Origin of the sequence: Pseudomonas sp. 8O, assembly GCF_902506495.1 — a bacterium.
Taxonomy (GTDB): Bacteria; Pseudomonadota; Gammaproteobacteria; order Pseudomonadales; family Pseudomonadaceae; genus Aquipseudomonas; species Aquipseudomonas chaetocerotis.
Genome location: NZ_LR733267.1, coordinates 87,708 through 108,000, shown reverse-complemented (window position 1 = coordinate 108,000; position 20,293 = coordinate 87,708). Strand labels below are relative to the sequence as shown.

General features: G+C 62.3%; 19 protein-coding genes. 15 read left to right on the top strand and 4 right to left on the bottom strand.

Annotation, left to right across the window (positions count from 1 at the left end):
* Positions 1-112 precede the first annotated feature (112 nt).
* Both GV002_RS21670 and GV002_RS21665 read left to right on the top strand, forming a co-directional pair.
* Positions 113-469 carry a PilZ domain-containing protein gene (locus GV002_RS21670; protein ID WP_003245164.1) on the top strand — a complete coding sequence of 119 codons (357 nt, stop codon included), beginning with the start codon at positions 113-115 and terminating at the stop codon, positions 467-469.
* Positions 470-582: 113 nt separating this feature from the next.
* Positions 583-1,365 (top strand): TatD family hydrolase, encoded by a 783-nt coding sequence (locus GV002_RS21665; protein ID WP_160020343.1) that lies wholly within the window; start codon positions 583-585, stop codon positions 1,363-1,365.
* A 636-nt stretch (positions 1,366-2,001) separates the two neighbouring features.
* Here GV002_RS21665 and GV002_RS21660 read toward each other — a convergent pair.
* The gene (locus tag GV002_RS21660; protein WP_160020342.1) at positions 2,002-3,135 is read right to left on the bottom strand and encodes an aminotransferase class V-fold PLP-dependent enzyme; all 1,134 of its coding nucleotides are present in this window, start codon (positions 3,133-3,135) and stop codon (positions 2,002-2,004) included.
* Between the two features lie 75 nt (positions 3,136-3,210).
* Here GV002_RS21660 and GV002_RS21655 point away from each other — a divergent pair, with 75 nt between their 5' ends.
* Positions 3,211-3,834 carry a TetR/AcrR family transcriptional regulator gene (locus GV002_RS21655; RefSeq protein WP_003461933.1) on the top strand — a complete coding sequence of 208 codons (624 nt, stop codon included), beginning with the start codon at positions 3,211-3,213 and terminating at the stop codon, positions 3,832-3,834.
* A gap of 79 nt (positions 3,835-3,913) precedes the next feature.
* Entirely contained in the window at positions 3,914-4,882 is a 969-nt protein-coding gene (locus tag GV002_RS21650) for a GTP 3',8-cyclase MoaA (protein ID WP_160020341.1), read from the top strand.
* Between the two features lie 160 nt (positions 4,883-5,042).
* On the opposite strand, the gene arsB is transcribed toward GV002_RS21650, so the two are convergent.
* Entirely contained in the window at positions 5,043-6,113 is a 1,071-nt protein-coding gene (gene arsB / locus GV002_RS21645) for an ACR3 family arsenite efflux transporter (protein WP_160020340.1), read from the bottom strand.
* A gap of 104 nt (positions 6,114-6,217) precedes the next feature.
* Between arsB and GV002_RS21640 the strand changes: the two genes are divergently transcribed.
* From GV002_RS21640 to GV002_RS21595, 10 genes are all read left to right on the top strand, one after another.
* Positions 6,218-6,994, top strand: a complete 777-nt coding sequence (locus GV002_RS21640; protein WP_160020339.1) for a metalloregulator ArsR/SmtB family transcription factor — start codon at positions 6,218-6,220, stop codon at positions 6,992-6,994.
* Positions 6,995-7,044: 50 nt separating this feature from the next.
* Positions 7,045-7,758 (top strand): arsenical resistance protein ArsH, encoded by a 714-nt coding sequence (gene arsH / locus GV002_RS21635; protein WP_160020338.1) that lies wholly within the window; start codon positions 7,045-7,047, stop codon positions 7,756-7,758.
* 18 nt (positions 7,759-7,776) lie between these two features.
* Positions 7,777-8,277 carry a cyclin-dependent kinase inhibitor 3 family protein gene (locus GV002_RS21630; protein WP_160020337.1) on the top strand — a complete coding sequence of 167 codons (501 nt, stop codon included), beginning with the start codon at positions 7,777-7,779 and terminating at the stop codon, positions 8,275-8,277.
* 13 nt (positions 8,278-8,290) lie between these two features.
* The gene (locus tag GV002_RS21625; RefSeq protein ID WP_160020336.1) at positions 8,291-9,295 is read left to right on the top strand and encodes an ArsJ-associated glyceraldehyde-3-phosphate dehydrogenase; all 1,005 of its coding nucleotides are present in this window, start codon (positions 8,291-8,293) and stop codon (positions 9,293-9,295) included.
* A 201-nt stretch (positions 9,296-9,496) separates the two neighbouring features.
* Positions 9,497-10,726 carry an organoarsenical effux MFS transporter ArsJ gene (arsJ, locus tag GV002_RS21620; RefSeq protein WP_160020335.1) on the top strand — a complete coding sequence of 410 codons (1,230 nt, stop codon included), beginning with the start codon at positions 9,497-9,499 and terminating at the stop codon, positions 10,724-10,726.
* A 135-nt stretch (positions 10,727-10,861) separates the two neighbouring features.
* The gene (locus tag GV002_RS21615; RefSeq protein WP_160020334.1) at positions 10,862-11,464 is read left to right on the top strand and encodes a DUF4823 domain-containing protein; all 603 of its coding nucleotides are present in this window, start codon (positions 10,862-10,864) and stop codon (positions 11,462-11,464) included.
* A gap of 273 nt (positions 11,465-11,737) precedes the next feature.
* Complete coding sequence (locus tag GV002_RS21610) at positions 11,738-13,108, top strand: tetratricopeptide repeat protein (protein WP_160020333.1); 1,371 nt, start codon at positions 11,738-11,740, stop codon at positions 13,106-13,108.
* Positions 13,109-13,288: 180 nt separating this feature from the next.
* The gene (locus tag GV002_RS21605) at positions 13,289-13,858 is read left to right on the top strand and encodes a DUF1285 domain-containing protein (RefSeq protein ID WP_160020332.1); all 570 of its coding nucleotides are present in this window, start codon (positions 13,289-13,291) and stop codon (positions 13,856-13,858) included.
* Between the two features lie 64 nt (positions 13,859-13,922).
* Positions 13,923-14,453: a GNAT family N-acetyltransferase gene (locus GV002_RS21600; RefSeq protein WP_160020331.1), complete on the top strand. Its 531-nt coding sequence runs from the start codon at positions 13,923-13,925 to the stop codon at positions 14,451-14,453.
* Positions 14,450-14,773 carry a low molecular weight protein tyrosine phosphatase family protein gene (locus GV002_RS21595; RefSeq protein WP_160020330.1) on the top strand — a complete coding sequence of 108 codons (324 nt, stop codon included), beginning with the start codon at positions 14,450-14,452 and terminating at the stop codon, positions 14,771-14,773. The genes GV002_RS21600 and GV002_RS21595 overlap by 4 nt, the downstream gene beginning before the upstream one ends.
* Before the next feature lie 11 nt (positions 14,774-14,784).
* Here GV002_RS21595 and GV002_RS21590 read toward each other — a convergent pair whose 3' ends face one another.
* Entirely contained in the window at positions 14,785-16,557 is a 1,773-nt protein-coding gene (locus GV002_RS21590; RefSeq protein ID WP_160020329.1) for a S8/S53 family peptidase, read from the bottom strand.
* 167 nt (positions 16,558-16,724) lie between these two features.
* Here GV002_RS21590 and GV002_RS21585 point away from each other — a divergent pair, with 167 nt between their 5' ends.
* Positions 16,725-17,864, top strand: coding sequence for a DUF1624 domain-containing protein (locus GV002_RS21585; RefSeq protein WP_160020328.1), 1,140 nt, complete (start codon positions 16,725-16,727; stop codon positions 17,862-17,864).
* Positions 17,865-18,022: 158 nt separating this feature from the next.
* Here GV002_RS21585 and GV002_RS21580 read toward each other — a convergent pair whose 3' ends face one another.
* A complete protein-coding gene (locus tag GV002_RS21580) occupies positions 18,023-20,077 on the bottom strand; it encodes a TonB-dependent receptor (protein WP_160020327.1) in 2,055 nt (684 codons plus the stop codon).
* Between the last annotated feature and the right edge of the window lie 216 nt (positions 20,078-20,293).

Genomic DNA, 20,293 nt, shown 5'->3' with positions numbered 1-20,293 from the left:
GGATTCGGCAGGGCGTCACATTCTGCTGGTTGCCTGCCACCCGGTTGTTTGCGCATGGGCATGAACAAGCCCTAGAATCAGCCATTAAGCAATAAACGCCAGGAATGCGCTGATGAGCCTGCCACCCAATCTGGGTCCCCGTAACGGAATCTTGTCCCTGACCATCAAGGACAAGTCCGTGCTCTACGCGGCCTACATGCCTTTCATCAAGAATGGCGGTCTCTTCATACCTACCAACAAGAGCTACAAGCTCGGTGACGAAGTGTTCATGCTGCTCAACCTGATGGACGAGCCGGAGAAGATTCCGGTGGCCGGCAAGGTAGTGTGGATCACCCCTAAAGGCGCTCAGGGCAACCGTGCCGCCGGTGTCGGCGTGCAATTCAACGACGGCGATAACACCGCTCGCAACAAGATCGAAACCTATCTCGCTGGCGCGCTGAAGTCCGACCGTCCGACTCACACCATGTAACCCGCCGGCCGCGAGCAGACTACCCTCGCGGCCGAAGCATCCCCTCAGAGCGTCCAGACACCTGCCGCTTTCGATTACAATTCGGGTTTTCCCTTTGCCCGAGTTTTCCCGCTGTGCTGATCGACTCCCATTGCCACCTTGATCGTCTCGACCTCGCTGCCCATGGTGGCTCGCTGGATGCTGCCCTGGATGCGGCTCGCGCCGCTGGCGTCGGGCATTTTCTGTGCATCGGTGTCAGCGCCGACAACGCTGCCACGGTCAAGAGCCTGGCCGAGCGTTATGACGACGTCGATTGCTCGGTGGGCGTGCATCCACTGGATCTGGAACCAGGCGCAGAACCTGCACTGGACTGGCTGCTCGGTGAGCTGGCTCACCCGAAGGTGGTGGCCATCGGTGAAACCGGCCTGGATTATCACTACGAGCCGGAATCCGCGGCGCTGCAGCAGGCCTCCTTCCGTCTGCATCTGGAGGCGGCGCGCATCACTGGCAAGCCGGTAATCGTGCATACCCGCGAAGCCCGCGCCGACACCCTGGCGCTGTTGCGCGAAGCGGCGCTGCCGCAGGCTGGCGTGCTGCACTGCTTCACTGAAGACTGGGAGATGGCCAAGGCCGCGCTGGACATCGGTTTCTATATTTCCCTGTCCGGCATCGTCACCTTCCGCAATGCCGAGGCGCTGCGCGATGTGGCGCGCCAGGTGCCGGTCGACCGCCTGCTGGTGGAAACCGACTCGCCTTACCTGGCGCCCGTGCCGCATCGTGGCAAGCCCAATCTGCCGCAATACGTGCGTGAAGTGGCCGAGTACCTGGCGGTGCTGCGTGGCGTCAGCTACGAGACCTTGGCCGAGCAGACCTCGAGCAACTTCAAGCGGCTGTTTCCGCTGGCTGGCGTGGCCTGAAACCATGATGTAGCCCGGATGCAATCCGAGGCTGTCGGTAGATATTCCCCGGATTGCATCCGGGCTACGGTCCGCGCTTCTGAGCCCGTAGGGTGCGCCGCGCGCACCAAGCGATGTAAGACATTGAATCGATGGTGGGTTACGCCGCACCCAGATCTGTGAAATCAACAACCGTGACAGGTGGCTAACTATGGCGTAGCCCGGATGCAATCCGGGGCTGTCGGTAGATACCTCCCGGATTGCACCCGGGCCACGCTTCGCGTTTCTGGCATCAGGCCAGGCAAAAAAAAACCCGGATTCTGGGGGATGAATCCGGGTTAAGACCATTAGGAGTAAATCAAGGTACGCGGTCCACGGTACCTTGGCTGGCGGGGCACTTGGGGGGAGATGCCGCACACCAGTAAATTTCAGTATTGGTCATGATCAGCGAGCGTCCAGGCCAAAGCCTGAGTTTTTTAAACGGATTTGGAATACCGCGGCCGCTGCTGAGTCCGCCGAATCTGTTCACGGCATTGCGAGCTAGAGTCCTGCAAGGCAAAAAAAAGCGAGGGCGGGGAGTTTACGCGTTGTAAATGAGTCGCCCGAGCTTGTTTTTAACGCGGCAGGACCGACGCGCAGCAGGCCGTGCGCAGATTCTCACCCTTTTGCCAGCTGGGTTAGCAGACCCAGAGTCTCCTCGATCACCTGCTCGCTGGTGTAGAAATGCGGCGACAGGCGTACTCCAGGCCCGCGCTGCACGCAGATCACCTGGTCCTCGCGCAGGCGTTGGTAAAGCGCCGGGTTGTCCCAGCCTGCCAGGCTGAAGTTGAGGATGCCGGCGCGGCGCGCCGGGTCGAGCGGGCTATGGATTACCGCGCCGGGTAGTGCGCGAATACCCTCATCCAGGCGCTGCACACGATCTTCCAGGAGTGTACCGACCCGCTCCATGCCCACCTCTTCGAGTAACGACAAACTCGCCTCCAGGGCGAAGGCGCCGAGCATGTTCGGGCTGCCGCATTCGAAGCGCCGCGCACTGCGGGCCGGTTGCCAGTCCGTGCGGGTGTAATCGCCGGCATGCTCCAGCATGTGCCAGCCGTACTCATGCAGCCTCAGTTGATCGCGCACTGCGCTGCGGCAATAGAACACCCCAAGGCCTTCCGGGCCGAGCATCCATTTGTGGCCATCGGCCATGGCGAAGTCGCAGTCGTAGGCCTGGACATCGAAGGGCAGGGCGCCCAGTTGCTGGATGGCATCGATGCAGAACAGCACGCCACGCTGGCGGCAGCCCTGGCCGAGGCGCGGCAGATCCAGGCGCAGGCCGCTGGCGAACTGCACGGCGCTGACCGACAACAGGCGTGTTCGCGGGGTGAAGGCGGCGAGCAGGGCTGCCTCCGGGTCATCGCCCTTGAGGCTGACCTCGATCACTTCCACGCCCTGGGCCGCCAGTGCCAGCCAGACGATACGGTTTGAGGGGAATTCCTCGTCACTGATGATCACCTGGTCGCCGGCTCGCCAGTCCAGGCCGAAGGCCACGAAGGACAGTGCCTCGGACGTGTTCTTGACCAGTGCGATATCACCGGTGCTTGGTGCGTTCATCAGACGCACAAGGCGTTCGCGCAGGCTACGCTCCAGCTTCAGCCAGTCGGGATAGTCACGCGCACCGCTGGTCACGTTCGCTTCCGAGAACCGCCGCACCGCTTCAGCACTGCGTTTTGGCCAGGGGGCGACCGCCGCATGATTCAGATAGCGCAGTCCATTTTCCAGGGGGAACTCATCATGAAACACGTACATGGTCGGATGATCCGTGCAATTTGGCCGCATTTGGGCATAATAGGCGGCTTCGATTTTTGACCCCGTAGTCCCTTTATGCAGAAAGAACCCCGTAAGGTCCGCGAATTCCGTCGCCGCGAGCAAGAAATTCTCGATACCGCGCTGAAACTCTTCCTCGAACAAGGAGAAGACAGCGTGACCGTCGAGATGATCGCTGATGCGGTCGGTATCGGCAAAGGCACTATCTACAAGCACTTCAAGTCCAAGGCGGAGATCTACCTGCGCCTGATGCTCGATTACGAGCGCGATCTCAATGAGCTGCTGCACTCGGCCGACGTGGATCGTGACAAGGAAGCGCTGTCGCGTGCCTACTTCGAATTTCGCATGCGCGATCCGCAGCGCTATCGCCTGTTCGACCGCCTGGAAGAGAAGGTGGTCAAGGGCAATCAAGTGCCGGAAATGGTCGAGCAGTTGCACAAGATCCGTGCTTCCAACTTCGAGCGTCTGACCCAGCTGATCAAGGGGCGCATCGCCGAGGGCAAGCTGGAAGACGTGCCGCCGTACTTCCACTACTGCGCCGCCTGGGCCCTGGTGCATGGCGCCGTGGCCCTGTACCACTCGCCGTTCTGGAGCAATGTGCTCGAGGACCAGGAAGGCTTCTTCCAGTTCCTCATGGACATCGGCGTGCGCATGGGCAACAAGCGCAAGCGCGACGCCTGATGCTTGGTATGTCGGCCACGGGACTGTGCCGTGGCCGACATAGCGATATACTCCGGTTCTTAACGAACTGGAGCTCTCAATGATCGTCGACCGCCAGGGCAGACACTTTCGCAACCTTCGCGTCAGTCTGACCGCCGCCTGCAACTACGCCTGCACCTACTGTGTGCCGAACGGCAAGCGTCTGGTCGCCGCTCAGGACGAACTCTCCGCTGACGCCATGGCACGTGGTGTGGCTTATCTGATCGAAGCAGCCGGCATCGAGCGCCTGCGTATCACCGGTGGTGAGCCGCTGGTCAGCACGCGCCTGGAGCCTTTCCTGCGACAGGTCAGCCAGCTCGGTCTCGACGACATCAGCCTGACCACCAACGGCCAGTTGCTCGAGCGCAAGTTGCCGCTGTTGGTCGAATGCGGCATCCGCCGCCTGAATGTTTCCCTCGATACCCTCGACGCCGACGCTTTCCGCAGCATCGCCCGTGGCGGCGACCTGGCCACCGTGCTGGCCGGGATGGAAGCGGCACGCGAAGCCGGGATGAAGATCAAGGTCAACATGGTGCCGTTGCGTGGGCAGAATCTCGACCAGGTGCTGCCGCTGCTCGAGTACTGCCTGGAGCGTGGCTTCGAACTGCGCTTCATCGAACTGATGCGCATGGGCCACCTGGCGCGCGACCCCAACGCCTTCAACCAGCAGTTCATCGGTCTGCCGGAGCTGCTGGAGCTGATCGGCAGTCGTCACCAGTACGTTCAGGCCAGCGCTCCGCTGGACGCTACCGCGATGCGCTACGCCATTCCCGGCGCCGGCCATTTCGGCGTGATCGCCAACGAAAGCGTGCCGTTCTGCCGTACCTGCTCGCGCCTGCGCCTGTCGTCTACCGGTTGGTTGCACGGCTGCCTGTCGTCGAGCAATCGCCACTTCGTTGGTGACCTGCTGGACAAACCTCGTCACCAGGCCTTGCCGGCGCTGCAGCGTCTGCTGGTCAAGGCGCTGGGTGACAAGCAGGACCTGGCCTTCTCCGGTGGCGTGACGGTGATGAAGATCATCGGCGGCTGACGCTTCGGTTCGCTGTTCTGGTGCGCGATTCTTCAAGGCTCGGTACTTGCCTGAGCCGCTCTCTGAAGAGCAGGCGCAAGCCGGATGTGATGCAGCCTTCTCACCACGGTGTTAACAAGTGCGTCTAGCCAGGTGTAAAGGCCTCGCGTTCGCGTGTGAGCTACAGGGCCTGCTCGTACCAACTGCGACTCTTGTTGACCATGCGCACCAGCCAGAGCATCACCGGCACCTCGATCAGCACGCCCACTACGGTAGCCAGCGCCGCGCCGGAGTCGAAGCCGTAGAGCACGATGGCCACCGCCACGGCCAGCTCGAAGAAGTTGGATGCGCCAATCATGGTCGAGGGGCCGGCCACGTCATGGCGCACCTTGAGGGAGCGGTTGAGCCAGTAGCCGAGTGCGGCGATAAACAGTGTCTGCAGCAGGATCGGCATGGCCAGAATGCCGATCACCAGCGGTTGTTCGACGATGGCCTGGCCCTGAAAGGAGAACAGCAACACCAGGGTGGCCAGCAGGGCGAGGATCGAGAAGGGGGAGATTTTTTCCAGCACCGCTTCGAAGGCGGGTTTGCCGCGTTTGAGCAGGTGGGCGCGCACGGCCTGGGCGATAGCCAGGGGAATGACGATGTACATCACCACCGACAGCAGCAGGGTGTCCCACGGCACCGGGATCGACGACACGCCGAGCAGCAGGGCGACGATGGGTGCGAAGGCGAACACCATCACCAGATCGTTGAGCGCCACCTGGCTGATGGTGAAATTGGCGTTGCCTTTACACAGGTTGCTCCAGATGAACACCATCGCCGTACAAGGCGCGGCGCCGAGCAGGATCAGCCCGGCCATGTAGCTGTCGAGTTGGTCGGCCGGCAGCCAGTCGGCGAACAGGATCTTGATGAACAGCCAGCCAATCAGGGCCATGGAGAAGGGTTTGACCACCCAGTTGACGAACAGGGTGACGCCGATGCCGGCTTTCTGTCCGCGCACCTCATGCAGCGAACCGAAGTCGATCTTCATCAGCATGGGGATGATCATCACCCATATCAGCAGGCCGACCGGGATGTTCACCTGGGCAATCTCCATGGCGCCGATTGCCTGGGCGGCCTGCGGAGCGACCAGGCCGAGTACCGTACCGGCCGCGATACAGAGGAATACCCACAGGGTCAGGTAACGTTCGAAGAAACCCAGAGGCGCGCCCGCGGATTGCTTCAGGGCGGTGTCGCATGCATTTGTCATCTTGGTGCCTGTCCTCGTCAGGGTGAATGGCTCAAACATATTCGCTTTACTGAATATTCGCAAAATAATATATTTGCTCATGTGCATCCTTGATGGAAATCAACATGAGCCAGAAAAAGCGTGTCTTGTTCCTCTGCGTGGCCAATTCGTCGCGCTCGCAGATGGCCGAAGCGCTGCTGCGTCACACCGACTCCGAACACTTCGAGGCTTTCAGTGCGGGCAGCGCACCCACTGAGATAGACCCGCGTACCCGCGATGTGCTCGAGCATCTGGGTGTCTCGACCGCAGGGCTGTTCAGCAAGTCCGTGGAGCAGGTAGCGGGCGAGCCGTTCGACTATGTGATCACCCTGTGTGACAAGTCTGCGCTGGAGTGCCTGGCGCTGCCTGGTACGGGCGAATACATCGCCTGGAATTTCGAGGACCCGGCGACCAGCTCGCAGAAGGACGCCTATCGCAAGACCCTGCACGAGATCCACGAACGGATAAAGATGTTCGTCTTGATCAAGAGCAAGCCTGCCAGTGTTGCCAGCGATGGCATGACGCCCACCGAACTGTTCAAGTGCCTGGCCGACGAGACGCGGGCGCGTATCGCCATGCTCGTCACCCTGGAGCAGGAGCTGTGCGTCTGTGAACTGACCTCGGCGCTGGAAGAGGCCCAGCCGAAGATTTCCCGGCACCTGGCGCTACTGCGCAGCTGCGGTTTGCTTGAGGATCGCCGCAATGGCCAATGGGTTTACTACCGCCTGCATCCGCAGTTGCCCGAGTGGGTCAGGGATGTGCTCAAGCGCACCCTGGACAGCAATGCCGAGTGGCTGCGCCCGGATGTGCAGCGCCTGTGGCAGATGCGTGACCGCCCTGGCCGCAAGCCAGCCTGTGACTGAGCGGCGAGCCTCGTGAAGACCCTGTTTTGACCCATTTCTGGAGCGATACCGTGCAAGACGATCTGCCCAATGCCGACCTGCAACTGCTCGATCTGCTGACTGTGGACAAGCTCACCGTCGAATCGGCCTCGACCCACGCGCCGCGTATCCTGCTGCTGTACGGTTCTACTCGCGAGAAGTCCTTCAGCCGTCTGATGACCGAGGAGGCCGCGCGCCTGTTGCAGCACTTCGGCGCCGAGACGCGCATCTTCGACCCGCGCGGTCTGCCGCTGCCGGACGATGCGCCGGAAAATCACCCCAAGGTGCAGGAGCTGCGCGAGCTGATGCAGTGGTCGGAAGGGCAGGTGTGGTGCTCCCCTGAGCGCCACGGTTCTATGACCGCCGTGTTCAAGGCGCAGATCGACTGGGTGCCGCTGGCCATGGGCGCGGTCCGTCCGACCCAGGGCAAGACCCTGGCGGTGATGCAGGTCTGTGGCGGCTCGCAGTCGTTCAATGTGGTCAACCAGTTGCGCGTGCTGGGACGCTGGATGCGCATGTTCACCATCCCCAACCAGTCCTCGGTGCCCAAGGCATTCATGGAGTTCGACGCTGAGGGCCGGATGAAGCCGTCCTCGTTCTACGACCGCCTGGTGGACGTGATGGAGGAGCTCTTCAAGTTCACCCTTTTGCTGCGCGATCGCTCCGACTACCTGGTCGATCGCTATTCCGAGCGCAAGGAGTCGGCCGAAGAACTGTCCAAACGCGTCAATCAGCGTGCCATCTGAGCGAAGGAACAGCCCGCCATGACTCATCCATACGATGTATTGCACGTGCCCGGCCTGGCTGGCGCGCTGATCTTCACGCCGTGCCCAGGCATCCGCGAAACCACGCTAGAAGACGCGCTGCTGGCGCTCAAGCAGGCCGGTGCAGCGGGCGTGATCACGCTGATGCCCCACAACGAGCTTTCCGCCAACGGCGCCGAGCAGATCGGCCAGCAGTGCCAGGCTCTGGCGCTGGCCTGGTATCACCTGCCGGTGGCCGACGAACAGGTACCGCTGGAAGCCTTCGGCGAAGGCTGGCGGATGTCCCGCCAGGCGATCATCGAGCACCTGCGTGGCGGCCGCGCGCTGGCCATCCACTGCAAGGGCGGCTCCGGGCGCACCGGCCTGATCGCCGCCCGCATCCTCATCGAAGCGGGCATTGCGCGCGATGAGGCCATCGCCTTGGTGCAGGCACTGCGGCCCAAGGCCATCCAGCATCCCGCGCACTTCAACTGGATCAACCAGTTCGACGCGACCCACTGACAGAGGCATCGACATGACCATCAAAGTAGGCATCAACGGTTTTGGCCGCATCGGCCGTCTGGCCCTGCGTGCTGCCTGGAACTGGCCCGAACTGGAGTTCGTGCAGATCAACGATCCGGCAGGTGACGCTGCCACCCACGCGCACCTGCTCAACTTCGACTCGGTGCATGGCCGCTGGCAGCATGAGGCGGGCAGCGATGGCGATTGCGTGGTGATCGATGGCAAGCGCATCGCGGTGACTGCCAACAAGGCCATCGCCGATACCGACTGGAGTGGCTGCGATCTGGTGCTCGAGGCCAGCGGCAAGATGAAGACGGTCGCTGTGCTGCAGGGTTATCTGGACCAGGGCGTGGAGCGCGTGGTGGTCTGCGCGCCGGTCAAGGAGCAGGGCGCGCTGAACGTGGTGATGGGCGTCAACCAGCACCTGTTCGACCCTGCGCAGCACCGCATCGTCACCGCCGCCTCCTGCACCACCAATTGTCTGGCACCGGTGGTCAAGGTGATCCACGAGGCGCTGGGCATTCGTCACGGCTCGATCACCACCATTCACGACCTGACCAACACCCAGAGCATCCTCGACCAACCGCACAAGGATCTGCGCCGCGCCCGCGCCTCGGGTATGAGCCTGATTCCGACTACCACCGGTTCTGCCACGGCGATTGCCGAGATCTTCCCCGAGCTTCGTGGCAAGTTGAACGGCCATGCCGTGCGCGTGCCGCTGGCCAACGCCTCGCTGACCGACTGCGTGTTCGAGGTCGAGCGCGCCACCACGGCAGAGGAGGTCAACGCGCTGCTCAAGGCGGCTGCTGATGGCCCGCTGAAGAACATCCTGGGTTACGAGGAGCGCCCGCTGGTGTCCATCGACTACCGCACCGATCCGCGCTCGTCCATCGTCGATGCGCTGTCGACCATGGTGGTGGCCGGCACTCAGGTGAAGATCTACGCCTGGTACGACAACGAGTGGGGCTATGCCAACCGCGCAGTGGAGCTGGCGCGCCTGGTCGGCCAGGCCGGCTGACACGTAGGGTGCGCCGTGCGCACCAGCCAGCGCACCGCATGGGAAGGACAGGCTTACGGGACGTCCTTCCTGCTGCCTGGGACGAATCATCGGTTTGCCCGCATGCCCGTTAGGGAGCGCCATGGTGCGCGCGGCGCACCCTACGCTTGAGGCCAGTTCTTCGGCCGCGCCGTATATCACGCCCGATCAGGAAATCACGCCATGCACGCCCTTGCTCGACTCTCTCCGGAGATCCGCCAGTACCTCTTGGTCACCGGCAACTACTGGGCCTTTACCCTCACCGACGGCGCGTTGCGCATGCTGGTGGTACTGCATTTTCACAGCCTGGGCTACACGCCGCTGCAGATCGCCGCGCTGTTCCTGTTCTACGAGATCTTCGGTGTAGTCACCAATCTGGTGGGCGGCTACCTGGGCGCGCGCCTGGGTCTCAACCGCACCATGAACATCGGCCTTGGCCTGCAGGTGCTGGCGCTGTTGATGCTCACCGTGCCGGCTGCCTGGTTGACCGTGCCCTGGGTCATGGGCGCCCAGGCGCTGTCCGGCATCGCCAAGGATCTGAACAAGATGAGCGCCAAGAGCTCGATCAAACTCCTGGTGCCGGACAGTCAGCAGGGCACGCTGTACAAGTGGGTGGCGATCCTCACCGGCTCGAAGAACGCGCTCAAGGGCGTCGGCTTTTTCCTGGGTGGCGCGCTGCTCGCCGTGCTCGGTTTCACCGGCGCGGTGCTGGCCATGGCCGCCGCGCTGGCGCTGATCTGGCTGGCCAGTCTGGTGATGCTGAAGAAAGATCTGGGCAAGGCCAAGGCCAAGCCGAAATTCCGCGACATGCTGTCCAAGAGCCGGGCGATCAATATTCTTTCGGCTGCCCGGCTGTTCCTGTTCGGTGCGCGCGACGTCTGGTTCGTGGTGGCGCTGCCGGTGTACCTGAGCACGGTGTTCGGCTGGGATTTCTGGCTGGTGGGCGGTTTTCTCGCCACTTGGGTGATCGGCTATGGCATCGTGCAGTCCTTGGCCCCACGCATTACCGGTAAGCAAAGTGGCCATGTGCCGGACGGTCGCGCCGCCTTCGTATGGGCCGCGCTGTTGGCCGGTCTGCCGGCGCTGATCGCCTTGGGGCTGGGCACTGGCTGGTCGGCGCAGGGGGTCTTGCTGGGTGGGTTGATGCTGTTCGGCGTGCTGTTCGCGGTGAATTCCTCGTTGCACAGCTACCTGATCGTCAGCTACGCCAAGGAAGACGGCGTATCGCTGGACGTAGGCTTCTACTACATGTCCAACGCACTGGGGCGGCTGATCGGCACCTTGCTCTCGGGCTGGGTCTTCCAGGCCTATGGGCTGGAAGCCTGCCTGTGGGTTTCCAGCGTCTTCGTGCTGGCCGCCGCGCTGATTTCCATCGCCTTGCCGAGACACCGCGAGGTCGCTCGGCAGGCCTGACCCAGCCGTTCGCAGCGGAAGCTTTCAGGCCTGCGCTTTAGGTGCGGCAAGGTGGGCTTGAACAATGCTGGCGCAGAATCTGCATCTATCCCTTATCCGCCGGTTTTCCGTCACCGGCACGAGGAGGATGGATTCATGCGTAACCTGCTTCTACTGGTGACGCTGCTGGGGCTGACCGGCTGCATGAAGGTCAGCGATCTGGCCAGCGGCGCCGAGTACCACCTGCGCGATGCCGGGTTTCTCGATCACGGCCGCACCGAGCGCATGGCCTCGCGGCGCCTGCAGCAGGACTCCTTCATCTATATCGCCCAGGGCCACTTCGTGCCGCCGGGCCACGGTTACCCGCGCCCCAACGTGGTGGCCGAAGAAGCCTTCAAGGGCTTCGTCGAATACTTCCCGCTGGTGCGCCGCGCACGTCAGCCGGCAGGCCTGGATGAAGCCATGGCCGAGGCGCGCAGCGCTGGCGCGCACTATCTGCTGTACGCCCGCTTCGCCTACAGCGACGACCGTATCGGCACCGAGGAAGAGTGGGAGGATCAGGAAGCGCTTGATCGTCTCGGCACTGATCGGGCATCGATCCAGCTGATGCTGATCGAAACCAATACCCGCTTTCTGGTGGACACTGCGCGGATTCGCAGCCGTGGCGGATTCCTGACGTTCTACGACGCCCAGCCGCAGGACCTGATCGGCCCGCCGCTGCATGACTATGCGCGCAGCCTGCTTGGCGTAGCGCGCTGAGTCGGGTTCACGAAAAACACTCAGGCGCTCATGAGAGCACCCAGGAAACTGAGACAGCGTCGAGAGATTTTCCCCCTGGGTGCTTACGCTGTGGGAAACGCAGGTATCATGCTCAGGGTTAATGTCAGGGAAGACTGATAAGCGCCAAGGAAGGGTTGACTGTTGCTGCCTTGTTTTCCCCCCTTAGTCCAAATTCCCGCCTGACCGGTTTACGGTCAATGAGTCGTACCTGGCATTCGGTTTGTGTTCCTTATCCACACCGAGATTGATGCCATGTCGCGACTGTTCATTGCCCTGTCCCTCAGCCTGTGTCTCACGCAGGCTGCTTATGCTGCCGATCTTGAAGCACTGTTCAATGAGCAGCGTTACAGCGAGTTTCTGCCAAAGGCCGAGAGCGCTGCGGCGAAAGGCGATACGCTAGCCTTGTTCTTGCTTGGCAAGGCTTATCACCTTGGGCAGGGCGTGGACGAGAGCGAAGCGCTCGCCAGAAGCTATTACGAGAAGGCTCGCGCAAGCGGTTCGGCTCGAGCCAGCCACAATCTTGGCTCTATGCTGATGAGTGAAAAACGGCCCAACGATGCGATTCCCTTGTTTGAGGAGGCCTTGCAGCGCGGCCTGCTGATGCCGACGCTGATCAACCTTGGCCGGGCCTACAGTCCTTCCGATCTCGACTATCAGATCCAACTGCATGGTGGGATTGTCAGAGCGGAGCAGTCGGGTGACTACTTTGCCCAGGCTTATGAACAGGAACCAGACATCGCGTGGCTGACGGAGGCCTCGCGCAATTATCTGCAGGCTTATCTGGCGCTGCGTAACAACTACTTCAGCACCTCGACAGAAGACGACCGCACCCGGCTGCGAGCCAAGGCAGTGGAGTGGCTGGACAAAGGCAAGGCTCGCGATAACGAGCAGTCATGGACCAACTACGGAGTGATGTTGCTGGAAGAGGGGGATTTCAACGGTGCCCGTCAGGCTTTGCAACAAGGCGCTGATCGCAAGGTCGCTGCAGCTCACTATCATTTGGCACGTATGGCCGCCAACGGCTCGGGGCTGCCCGCTTTTGACCGGCAGGCAGCGGCGTATCACTACGAGCAAGCGGCCTTGTTGGGCCTGAAGGCGGCCGCCCGGCCAGCCATCGATCATCTAGTGGAGTTGCTTCGCACCGAGACTGACCTGGCCACTCTCGAGGATGGCGTCAGCCGGTTGGCCTTGTTACAGGGCCCCGAGGGTGATGGCTACCGGACTCGCTCACTAACTTCCCGCCTGGAGTGGGGGCGCTTTCTGCAGCGTCAGCGCGAGCAGGCCAAGGCCTTGCCAGAAAAACCTTTGTACCTACAAGCCTGTGGCCTGGATCTGAACCAGCTATATGGCAGTACTTACAATCTTGGTATCAATACGTCATGGCGATTGCAGGTTCACCGCTCGCTGGAGCGGCCTGAGCATCTTTCCATCGAAGGACGTGTCGACAAAAACGGGTGCGCCACATTCTCTGAACCCTTGCCGAAACCTATTCGAGCAAGTCTGAATGACGGTGCTGTGCTGGCACTTGCCTTCCCGAACTTCACTTTGCCGTTGGCCATCAAGGAAACCGATGAAAGCCTGCAACTGGACATGCAGGCCATAGAGTTGCCGATTCCCCAGTGACCGGCGTGCAGGGCAGTGACCACGATTGACTGATTTTCGTGCGTTGGTCTTGGGTCAGCCCGTCGGCTATGGGCGCTGTGACGCAATCCTGGGACGGGGCTGCTGCACATGGATCACCTGTCAGCTGGTGTATCCTCGTTCGTCTGACCCGGCGTGCCGGGTAACGGACGAGGAGAGAGCATGAGCGATCCAGGCAAAGCCGGCGACCTGCTGGCGCAGATCCCCAAGGGCGAAGGCAAGGGCCTGCCCCCCGTGCACCTGTGGAACCCCGATTTCTGTGGCGATATCGATATGCGTATCGCCCGCGATGGCACCTGGTATTACCAGGGCACGCCCATCGGCCGCAAACCCATGGTGCGACTGTTTTCCACCATCATTCGCCGTGACGGTGACGACTATTTTCTGATCACCCCGGTGGAGAAGGTCGGTATCCAGGTCGAGGACGCCCCCTTCGTTGCCGTGACCCTGCAGGTGGAAGGTGAGGGCGAGGCGCAGGTGCTGCACTTCACCACCAATGTCGAGGACGAAGTCGTGGCTGGCGTCGAGCACCCGATCCGTGTGGAGATCGATCCTGCGACACTCGAACCCTCGCCCTACATTCTGGTGCGGCGTAACCTCGAAGCGCTGATTCACCGCAACGTGTTCTATCAGTTGGTGGAGCTGGCGGTGGAGCGCGAAATATACGGAGAGCCCTGGTTGGGCGTGTGGAGTGCCGGGGAGTTCTATCCCATCGGGCCGTCCCCGGTCTGAGTGGGCAGTTCAGGAGAAGCCCCGGTGCGCGCAGCGCACCCAACGGGTTTGACAGGAGACGCAAATGGATGAGCATCGCATCGAAACCGAACGCCTGACGCTGCGCCCGCCGCAGCCGCAGGATGCCGACGAGATACAGCGCCTGGCCGGCGATTTTCGCATCGCCGATGTCACTCGCAGCATTCCCCATCCCTATCCGCCCGCGCTGGCGCAGCAGTGGATCGAACGCTGCGCGCAGGATTGGGCCAGCGGTGCGGCGGCCAACTTCATCATCACCGAGTCCGGCAGCGGTAAGCTGGTCGGCAGCATGGCGCTCATGGATATTGGCCGGGGTGAGGCCGAGGTGGGCTACTGGATCGGCGTGCCCTATTGGAGCCGTGGCTACGCCAGCGAAGCCTGCAATGCCCTGGTGGATTTCGCCTTCCAGCAACTGCGTCTGCGTCGCCTGCACGCCAGCCACCTGGCGCGCAATCCGCAATCCGGCCGTGTGCTGTTCAAGGCCGGTTTCCGCCATCTGGGCCTGGGCCACAGCCAGTGCGGTTGTCAGGGCAAGCTGGAACCGGTCGAACTCTATGAGCGGGTTTCCGGCGAGTGATCCGCGCTTTATTCATCTGCAGTCGCAATCGTTTGCGCAGCCCCACAGCCGAACGGGTATTCGCGCAGTGGCCAGGAGTCGAGACCGACTCAGCCGGCCTTGCCCCTGACGCTGAGGTTCGCGTTTCGGTAGAGCAGCTCGACTGGGCGACGCTGATGTTCGTAATGGAGAAGAGCCAGCGCAGCAAGCTGACGCGCCAGTACCGGCACGCACTGGCGGGCAAGCGAGTGATCTGTCTGGATATTCCCGATGACTACGCCTACATGCAGCCGGAGTTGGTCAGCCTGTTGCAGCGCAAGGTGCCTGCTCTGCAGCGTTGAAACGCTCCGGCTCAACGCACCCGATCACGACTCTGTACCGCCAGGTCCAGCGCCTTCTGCATATCCAGCCGCGCGGAGCGGCCCACGTCCTTGTCGCTCATCTTGTAGTTGCGCTCAGATGGCAGGATCGGCGCAGTCAGGTCTTCGGCGTCCATCGGCTCGAAGTCGTAGTCGCCACCGATGGTCATGGCGCTGCGGCGTAGCAGCATGCGCACCTGTTCCGGTTGCAGGCGCGGATTGATCGACAGCATGGCGGCGACCACGCCGGTGACCAGTGGCGTGGCGTAGGAGGTGCCGCAATGCACCTCGCCGGTGGCATCGCTCTCGCGTGTCGAGGCGCGAGCACAGGCCGCGGCGGTGATGTCGACGCGCATGTCGACGTTCGACGAGTCGCGCTTGACGACGTAGCCCGGGTCGTTGATCTCGGCGTCTTTTTCCGTGCTGCGCTGATGCCCGCCGACCACCAGCAGTTGCTCGGTGATGAAGGAGGAGGGCAGGCGGTACTCGTCTCTGCCGGAATAGGACGAACCGTTGCCGGCGGAGTTGATCACCAACACGTCCGGGTGCTCCTCGCGCAACCAGAGAAAGAACTCCTCCAGCAGCTCTTCGTAGCCGCTCATGGCGATGCCGGAGCGCACCAGCGAATCGATCTCGTCGCCTTCGACATTGCGTGTGCCGACGCGGTGGATGCCCCAGCTCCAGTTGAGTACGCGTACGCCATCTTCCACCAGGTTCACCGAGGCGGCGATGTTGGCGGTGATGCCGGCGTCCGAGTTGCGCTCGACGATGACTTCGAAACCCTGGCTGGCCTTGTCCAGCCCGCGCAGGAAACCGGTGTTGCCGCCCTTGTCCCAGTGCGCGGCGAGGATGCCGGCCACGGTGCTGCCATGGTTGTCCGGCTCGTCGGCGTCCCTCGCATAGACGCAGGTACGCGGCTTGCTGTCGGGGCAGGCGCCGAGGTAATCGGCGAAGTCGGGCGCATCGAAATCGACATTGCGTTCGATCACGCCGACGCGGATCGGCTCGACTTCAATGGGTGTATCGCCCGCCGGGATACGCCGCTGGTAATAGTTCACCGCATCCATGAAGCGGTTCGCCGCCCACTCCTCGGAGTTCTTTTCCGGTTTGTGTATCGGCTGACGCGCGGCTTCGCGCTCCTCGCCGCGCTCCGGCGCGCTTTCTTCCACCACCACTGCATCGACGCTGGTTTCGTTGCCGATGCGCAGCACCAGCGCGTCGCGCTCGGTCAGGTTCTTCACCGGCAGGCGCAGTTGGTAGACGTTCAGCGGTGGGATAGCGCCGACCACCTTGGCGTCGTATTTCTTGGCCAGACGCCTGGCCTCGTCGAGGCCGTCGTGGCTTTCCTCGATCAGCAGGCTGACCAGATCGACATAGGTGATCAGGCCATCCATGTTCTTCGCTACTTCATCCGGGCCGGCGGCGAGCACATGGCTGCGATACAGCGACAGCCACACCGGATTGCTGGTGCGCGCGCCGTCCTCCAGCCACAGCGGCGCGCTGCGCTGTTCGTCGCTGTTCAGCTGCAGGCGCAGGCCATCGCCACTGCGTTTGACCGCCGAGGCGGGCAGGGTGTCGTCGCCGAGCCGCAATGTGGGCAGCGTAGCGCCCAGGCCGCGCACCTGCAGGCACCAGTCCTGCCGCTCGTTGGCGAGTAGATCGCCGCAGCGTTGCAGGCTCTGGATGCGCAACGGCTCCTGAGCCTCAGCAAGGGGGTTAAGCAGGGCCACGACGAAAGCCGAGAGAAGGGCGCGGTTGGGCAGCATGGGGCAGGGTTTCCGTGACGATTGTCCTGCTTTTCCGACTGCCGTTGCCGTGCTTCGTTCAGCCTGGGGCGACCACGGGGTGCGTGATGACGGCGTAGATTGGACACATCGCTAGCGCTAAAAAGTTATAGCATTACGTTTAATTGAAAGCCCATTCGAAGCCCTCCATGTCCTCCAGTCGCCTGCTCTCGATCGACGCCTTGCGCGGTTTGGTCATCCTCTTCATGTTGCTCGATCACGTTCGCGAAACCTTCTACCTGCATCAGCAGGTCGGCGATCCGATGGACGTGACCGCCACCGACCCTGCGCTGTTCTTCAGCCGCACCCTGGCGCATCTGTGCGCGCCGGTATTCATCCTGCTCACTGGGCTTTCGGCATTTCTCTATGGCGAGAAGCAGATGAGCCGCGCGGCGACCAGCGCCTTCCTGTTCAAGCGCGGGTTGTTTCTCGTGGTGTTGGAATTCACCCTGGTCAACTTTGCCTGGACCTTCCAGTTTCCCCCCACGGTCATCTATCTGCAGGTGATATGGGCCATCGGCCTGAGCATGCTGGCGCTCGCCGTGCTGCTGTGGCTGCCGCGTGCGTGGCTGGCGACGCTGGGCCTGATGCTGGTGGCGGGGCACAACCTGCTCGATGGGCTGCATTTCGGTCCGGGGTCGGCGATGCACATTCCCTGGGCAGTGCTGCATGACCGTGGCTGGATCGAGTTTTCCGACGCGCTGCGCCTGCGTACCTCCTATCCGGTGTTGCCGTGGATCGGCGTGATTGCCCTGGGGTATGTGATCGGCCCGTGGTTGCGCAGCTCGAGCGCGCCCAAGCAACGTCTGCAAGCACTGCGCAGGGCTGGTTTTGGTGCGCTCGCGCTGTTCGTGTTGCTGCGCCTGGTCAATGGCTATGGTGAGAAACCCTGGGCGGTTGGGGAGACCTGGGGGCAGACGCTAATGAGCTTGCTCAACATCACCAAGTACCCGCCATCGTTGCTGTTCCTGGCGTTGACGCTGGGCGTCGGCCTGTTGCTGCTGGCGTACTTCGAGCGCCGCAACGATGGACGCATGGTGCGTACCCTGGCTGTGTTCGGCAGCGCGCCGATGTTCTTCTATCTGCTCCATCTTTACGTGCTGAAGCTGCTCTATATCGCCGCCTTCGCCATCTGGGGCGCGAACCAGGGGCATTACTTCGGCTTTGATTCGATGGCCTGGGTCTGGGCCGCGACGCTGCTGCTGGCGGTGCTGTTGTTTGCACCCACGCAATGGTTTGCCCGACTCAAGGCGCGGCGTCGTGATATTCGCTGGTTGAAATACCTCTGAGAGCGGCTGTCGTAGGGTGCGCCGTGCGCACCGGATGTTTTCGAGGTGCGGCGGTGCGCATGGCTCCCCCTACGCTCGGTGCGATGCCGTGGGTGGCAGGCGCCCGCGTGCGGGCGCCTGCAGGCCAGGGTGCAGCGCTTCTTCAGCGTGGTTGCGGCTTACAGCTTCATGTTCACCGACAGATAGGCCGAGCGGCCCGGAGCGGGGGAGAACATCGGTTGTTCGTCGCCAGCGGCCCAGAAGAAGTTGTCGAACCATACGTACTCGTAATCGCGGTCGGTCAGGTTTTTCATTTGCAGATCGAGGCTGGTAGTGGCCGATACCTGATAGCGCACGTTGGCATCGAGCACCGCGAAGCCGCCGTACTTGCCCTGTTCGTTGAGCGTGTCGATGTAGTAATCGCCTTGCGCGCGAGCTTGCAGGCCGAAGCGCCAGGCGCCGTTTAATTGATAGTCGACGCCAGCGTTGCTGATATAGCGTGGCGTTGAAATCACCTCGGTGCCTGCCAGCGAGCGACCGCCGTCGGTAAAGGCGCTGACCACCTTGGCCTCCTGAATGGCGTGCGAGCCCCACACCGTCCACTGTTCGTTCAATTGAGCGGTGAGTTGCATGTCGATACCGCGACGTCGGGTTTCACCCAGGCCGACCGTGGTGCCGGTCGCGGGCATGTTGGAAACCTCATCGGTGGCTTCCTGTTGCCACACGGCGATGCGCGCTTCCGAGCCGGCAAACGGCTTGAACTTCACGCCCACTTCCTTGCCGGTGTTGATCGACGGTTTGTACGAAGCCTGGCCGGCGGTCATGTAGGCCGGTGCGGTGGACCCGGTGAGGATCTGGAAGGTGCGCCCCCAGTTGGCGTAGACGTTGATGTCCGGGGTGATGCTGTACACCACGCTGAGCTTGGGCTGTTCGATCCAGCCGTAGTCCTGCAGCTCGGCCTTATCGCCGTTCATTAGCTCGGTATTACCGGAGAACTTGTCGACGCGGTACGCCGGGATGATCTTGAGCTGCTCGATGGGCTGGATGATCGCTTGGGCATAGGCGCCGGTGTTGTACAGCGTGTAGCTGTCGTCGTTTTGCGTGCGTGCCGGCGGTGCGTCGAAATCGGTGGTGATGCCGAAGTTGTAGCGGTAGCGGCGGTACTCGTTGTTCTGCTGTTCGTAGTTGATGCCGCCGTCGAGGGTCAGCATCTCGTGCGCGCGCCAGGTCAGGTTGCTCAGTACACCGGTCTGGCGTTCCTCCCACTGGCGGCGCTGACGCGGGGCGTTGCCGACCGGGTAGCGGGTGAAGGTGACGGTACGGTCATCGTCGTAGCTGTTGTAGTACAGCTTGTTGCTCAGGCTCAGGTCGTCGCTGAGCTGGAAGTCGGCATGCGCGCTGAGGTGCTTCATGTCGCGGTCGTCGCTGTCGTTGGCGTTCTTCTCCGGCGATTGCGAGCGGCTCGCGGCCAGCTCCTGCGCGGTGAGAAAGCCCGGCTCCTCGGCCTGATGGTGATAGAGGCGGGCGACCACGCCGAGTTTCATGGTCTGCTCGTCATCGGTGACGAACCACTTGCCGCCCAGGGAGTATTTGTTGGAGTTGCTGTTGTCGCGGAAACCGTCGGAGTCTTGCTTGGCCATGAAGTAGTTCTGCGCGAAGTTGCCTTCCTCGTGGCCGACGGCCAGTTGGAATTCGCGGGTGTTGAAGCTGCCGTAGGTCAGGCGGCCATCGGTGTAGTTGCCGCCCTGGCGGGTGACGAAATTGATGTTGCCACCAATGTTGTGCAGGCCGTAGCGCGGGTCGTTGGTGCCACGCACCACCTCGATGTAGTCCAGGTCCAGCGGGAAGACCATGTCGATGAAGCGCTGGTTGCCGCTGTTGACGTTGCTTGGTACGCCGTCGATCAGCGTCTTGATGCCATTGATGTAACCCTCGCCGTTGAAGGCGCGGAAGGTCACTTTGCCGGACTCTGCGCCCATGCGCGTCTCGGTCAGCTGGATGCCGGGCATCTGGCCCACCAGCTCCCAGCTGTTCATCACGTTCTTATCCTCGATCTTGTCGCTGCCCATGATGTCGACCGACGTCAGGATGCTGTCGGTGCGCAGCGTGCCGCTGGCCTCCGGGGTGACGTAGACCGAGCCGAGCGAGACGGTGGAGTTGCCGGAGGAGGCGGCGTGAATCTGAGGCGTGACCAGGGCGGTCAAGACGGCGAGGGAGGCCGAGGTGGCTTTCATGGGTATTCCTAGCGTTGCGTTTTCTAAGTGAGGGGAGGGGGCGCGCTGGCTGGCGCCTCCCCAGGCGGCGGGTTGTCCGTTCGGCCGGGGGGGCGTATCGACGAATTGCATAATATATAGACGTTATATCATAACAATATTAATGCGCTCGACCAGTTCTGAATCAAGCTGCGAGGGACGCAGAAGGCTCTGGCCAGAGCCTTCTGTGGCTGAACA

Excerpts from the sequence above, each read along its gene's own strand:
- arsB (WP_160020340.1), bottom strand. The coding sequence starts at position 6,113 with ATGACAAATGCATGCGACACCGCCCTGAAGCAATCCGCGGGCGCGCCT.
- GV002_RS21670 (WP_003245164.1), top strand. The coding sequence starts at position 113 with ATGAGCCTGCCACCCAATCTGGGTCCCCGTAACGGAATCTTGTCCCTG.
- arsJ (WP_160020335.1), top strand. The coding sequence starts at position 9,497 with ATGCACGCCCTTGCTCGACTCTCTCCGGAGATCCGCCAGTACCTCTTG.
- GV002_RS21625 (WP_160020336.1), top strand. The coding sequence starts at position 8,291 with ATGACCATCAAAGTAGGCATCAACGGTTTTGGCCGCATCGGCCGTCTG.
- GV002_RS21660 (WP_160020342.1), bottom strand. The coding sequence starts at position 3,135 with ATGTACGTGTTTCATGATGAGTTCCCCCTGGAAAATGGACTGCGCTAT.
- GV002_RS21650 (WP_160020341.1), top strand. The coding sequence starts at position 3,914 with ATGATCGTCGACCGCCAGGGCAGACACTTTCGCAACCTTCGCGTCAGT.
- GV002_RS21615 (WP_160020334.1), top strand. The coding sequence starts at position 10,862 with ATGCGTAACCTGCTTCTACTGGTGACGCTGCTGGGGCTGACCGGCTGC.
- GV002_RS21590 (WP_160020329.1), bottom strand. The coding sequence starts at position 16,557 with ATGCTGCCCAACCGCGCCCTTCTCTCGGCTTTCGTCGTGGCCCTGCTT.
- GV002_RS21580 (WP_160020327.1), bottom strand. The coding sequence starts at position 20,077 with ATGAAAGCCACCTCGGCCTCCCTCGCCGTCTTGACCGCCCTGGTCACG.
- GV002_RS21600 (WP_160020331.1), top strand. The coding sequence starts at position 13,923 with ATGGATGAGCATCGCATCGAAACCGAACGCCTGACGCTGCGCCCGCCG.
- GV002_RS21655 (WP_003461933.1), top strand. The coding sequence starts at position 3,211 with ATGCAGAAAGAACCCCGTAAGGTCCGCGAATTCCGTCGCCGCGAGCAA.
- GV002_RS21610 (WP_160020333.1), top strand. The coding sequence starts at position 11,738 with ATGTCGCGACTGTTCATTGCCCTGTCCCTCAGCCTGTGTCTCACGCAG.
- GV002_RS21640 (WP_160020339.1), top strand. The coding sequence starts at position 6,218 with ATGAGCCAGAAAAAGCGTGTCTTGTTCCTCTGCGTGGCCAATTCGTCG.
- GV002_RS21630 (WP_160020337.1), top strand. The coding sequence starts at position 7,777 with ATGACTCATCCATACGATGTATTGCACGTGCCCGGCCTGGCTGGCGCG.
- GV002_RS21585 (WP_160020328.1), top strand. The coding sequence starts at position 16,725 with ATGTCCTCCAGTCGCCTGCTCTCGATCGACGCCTTGCGCGGTTTGGTC.
- GV002_RS21605 (WP_160020332.1), top strand. The coding sequence starts at position 13,289 with ATGAGCGATCCAGGCAAAGCCGGCGACCTGCTGGCGCAGATCCCCAAG.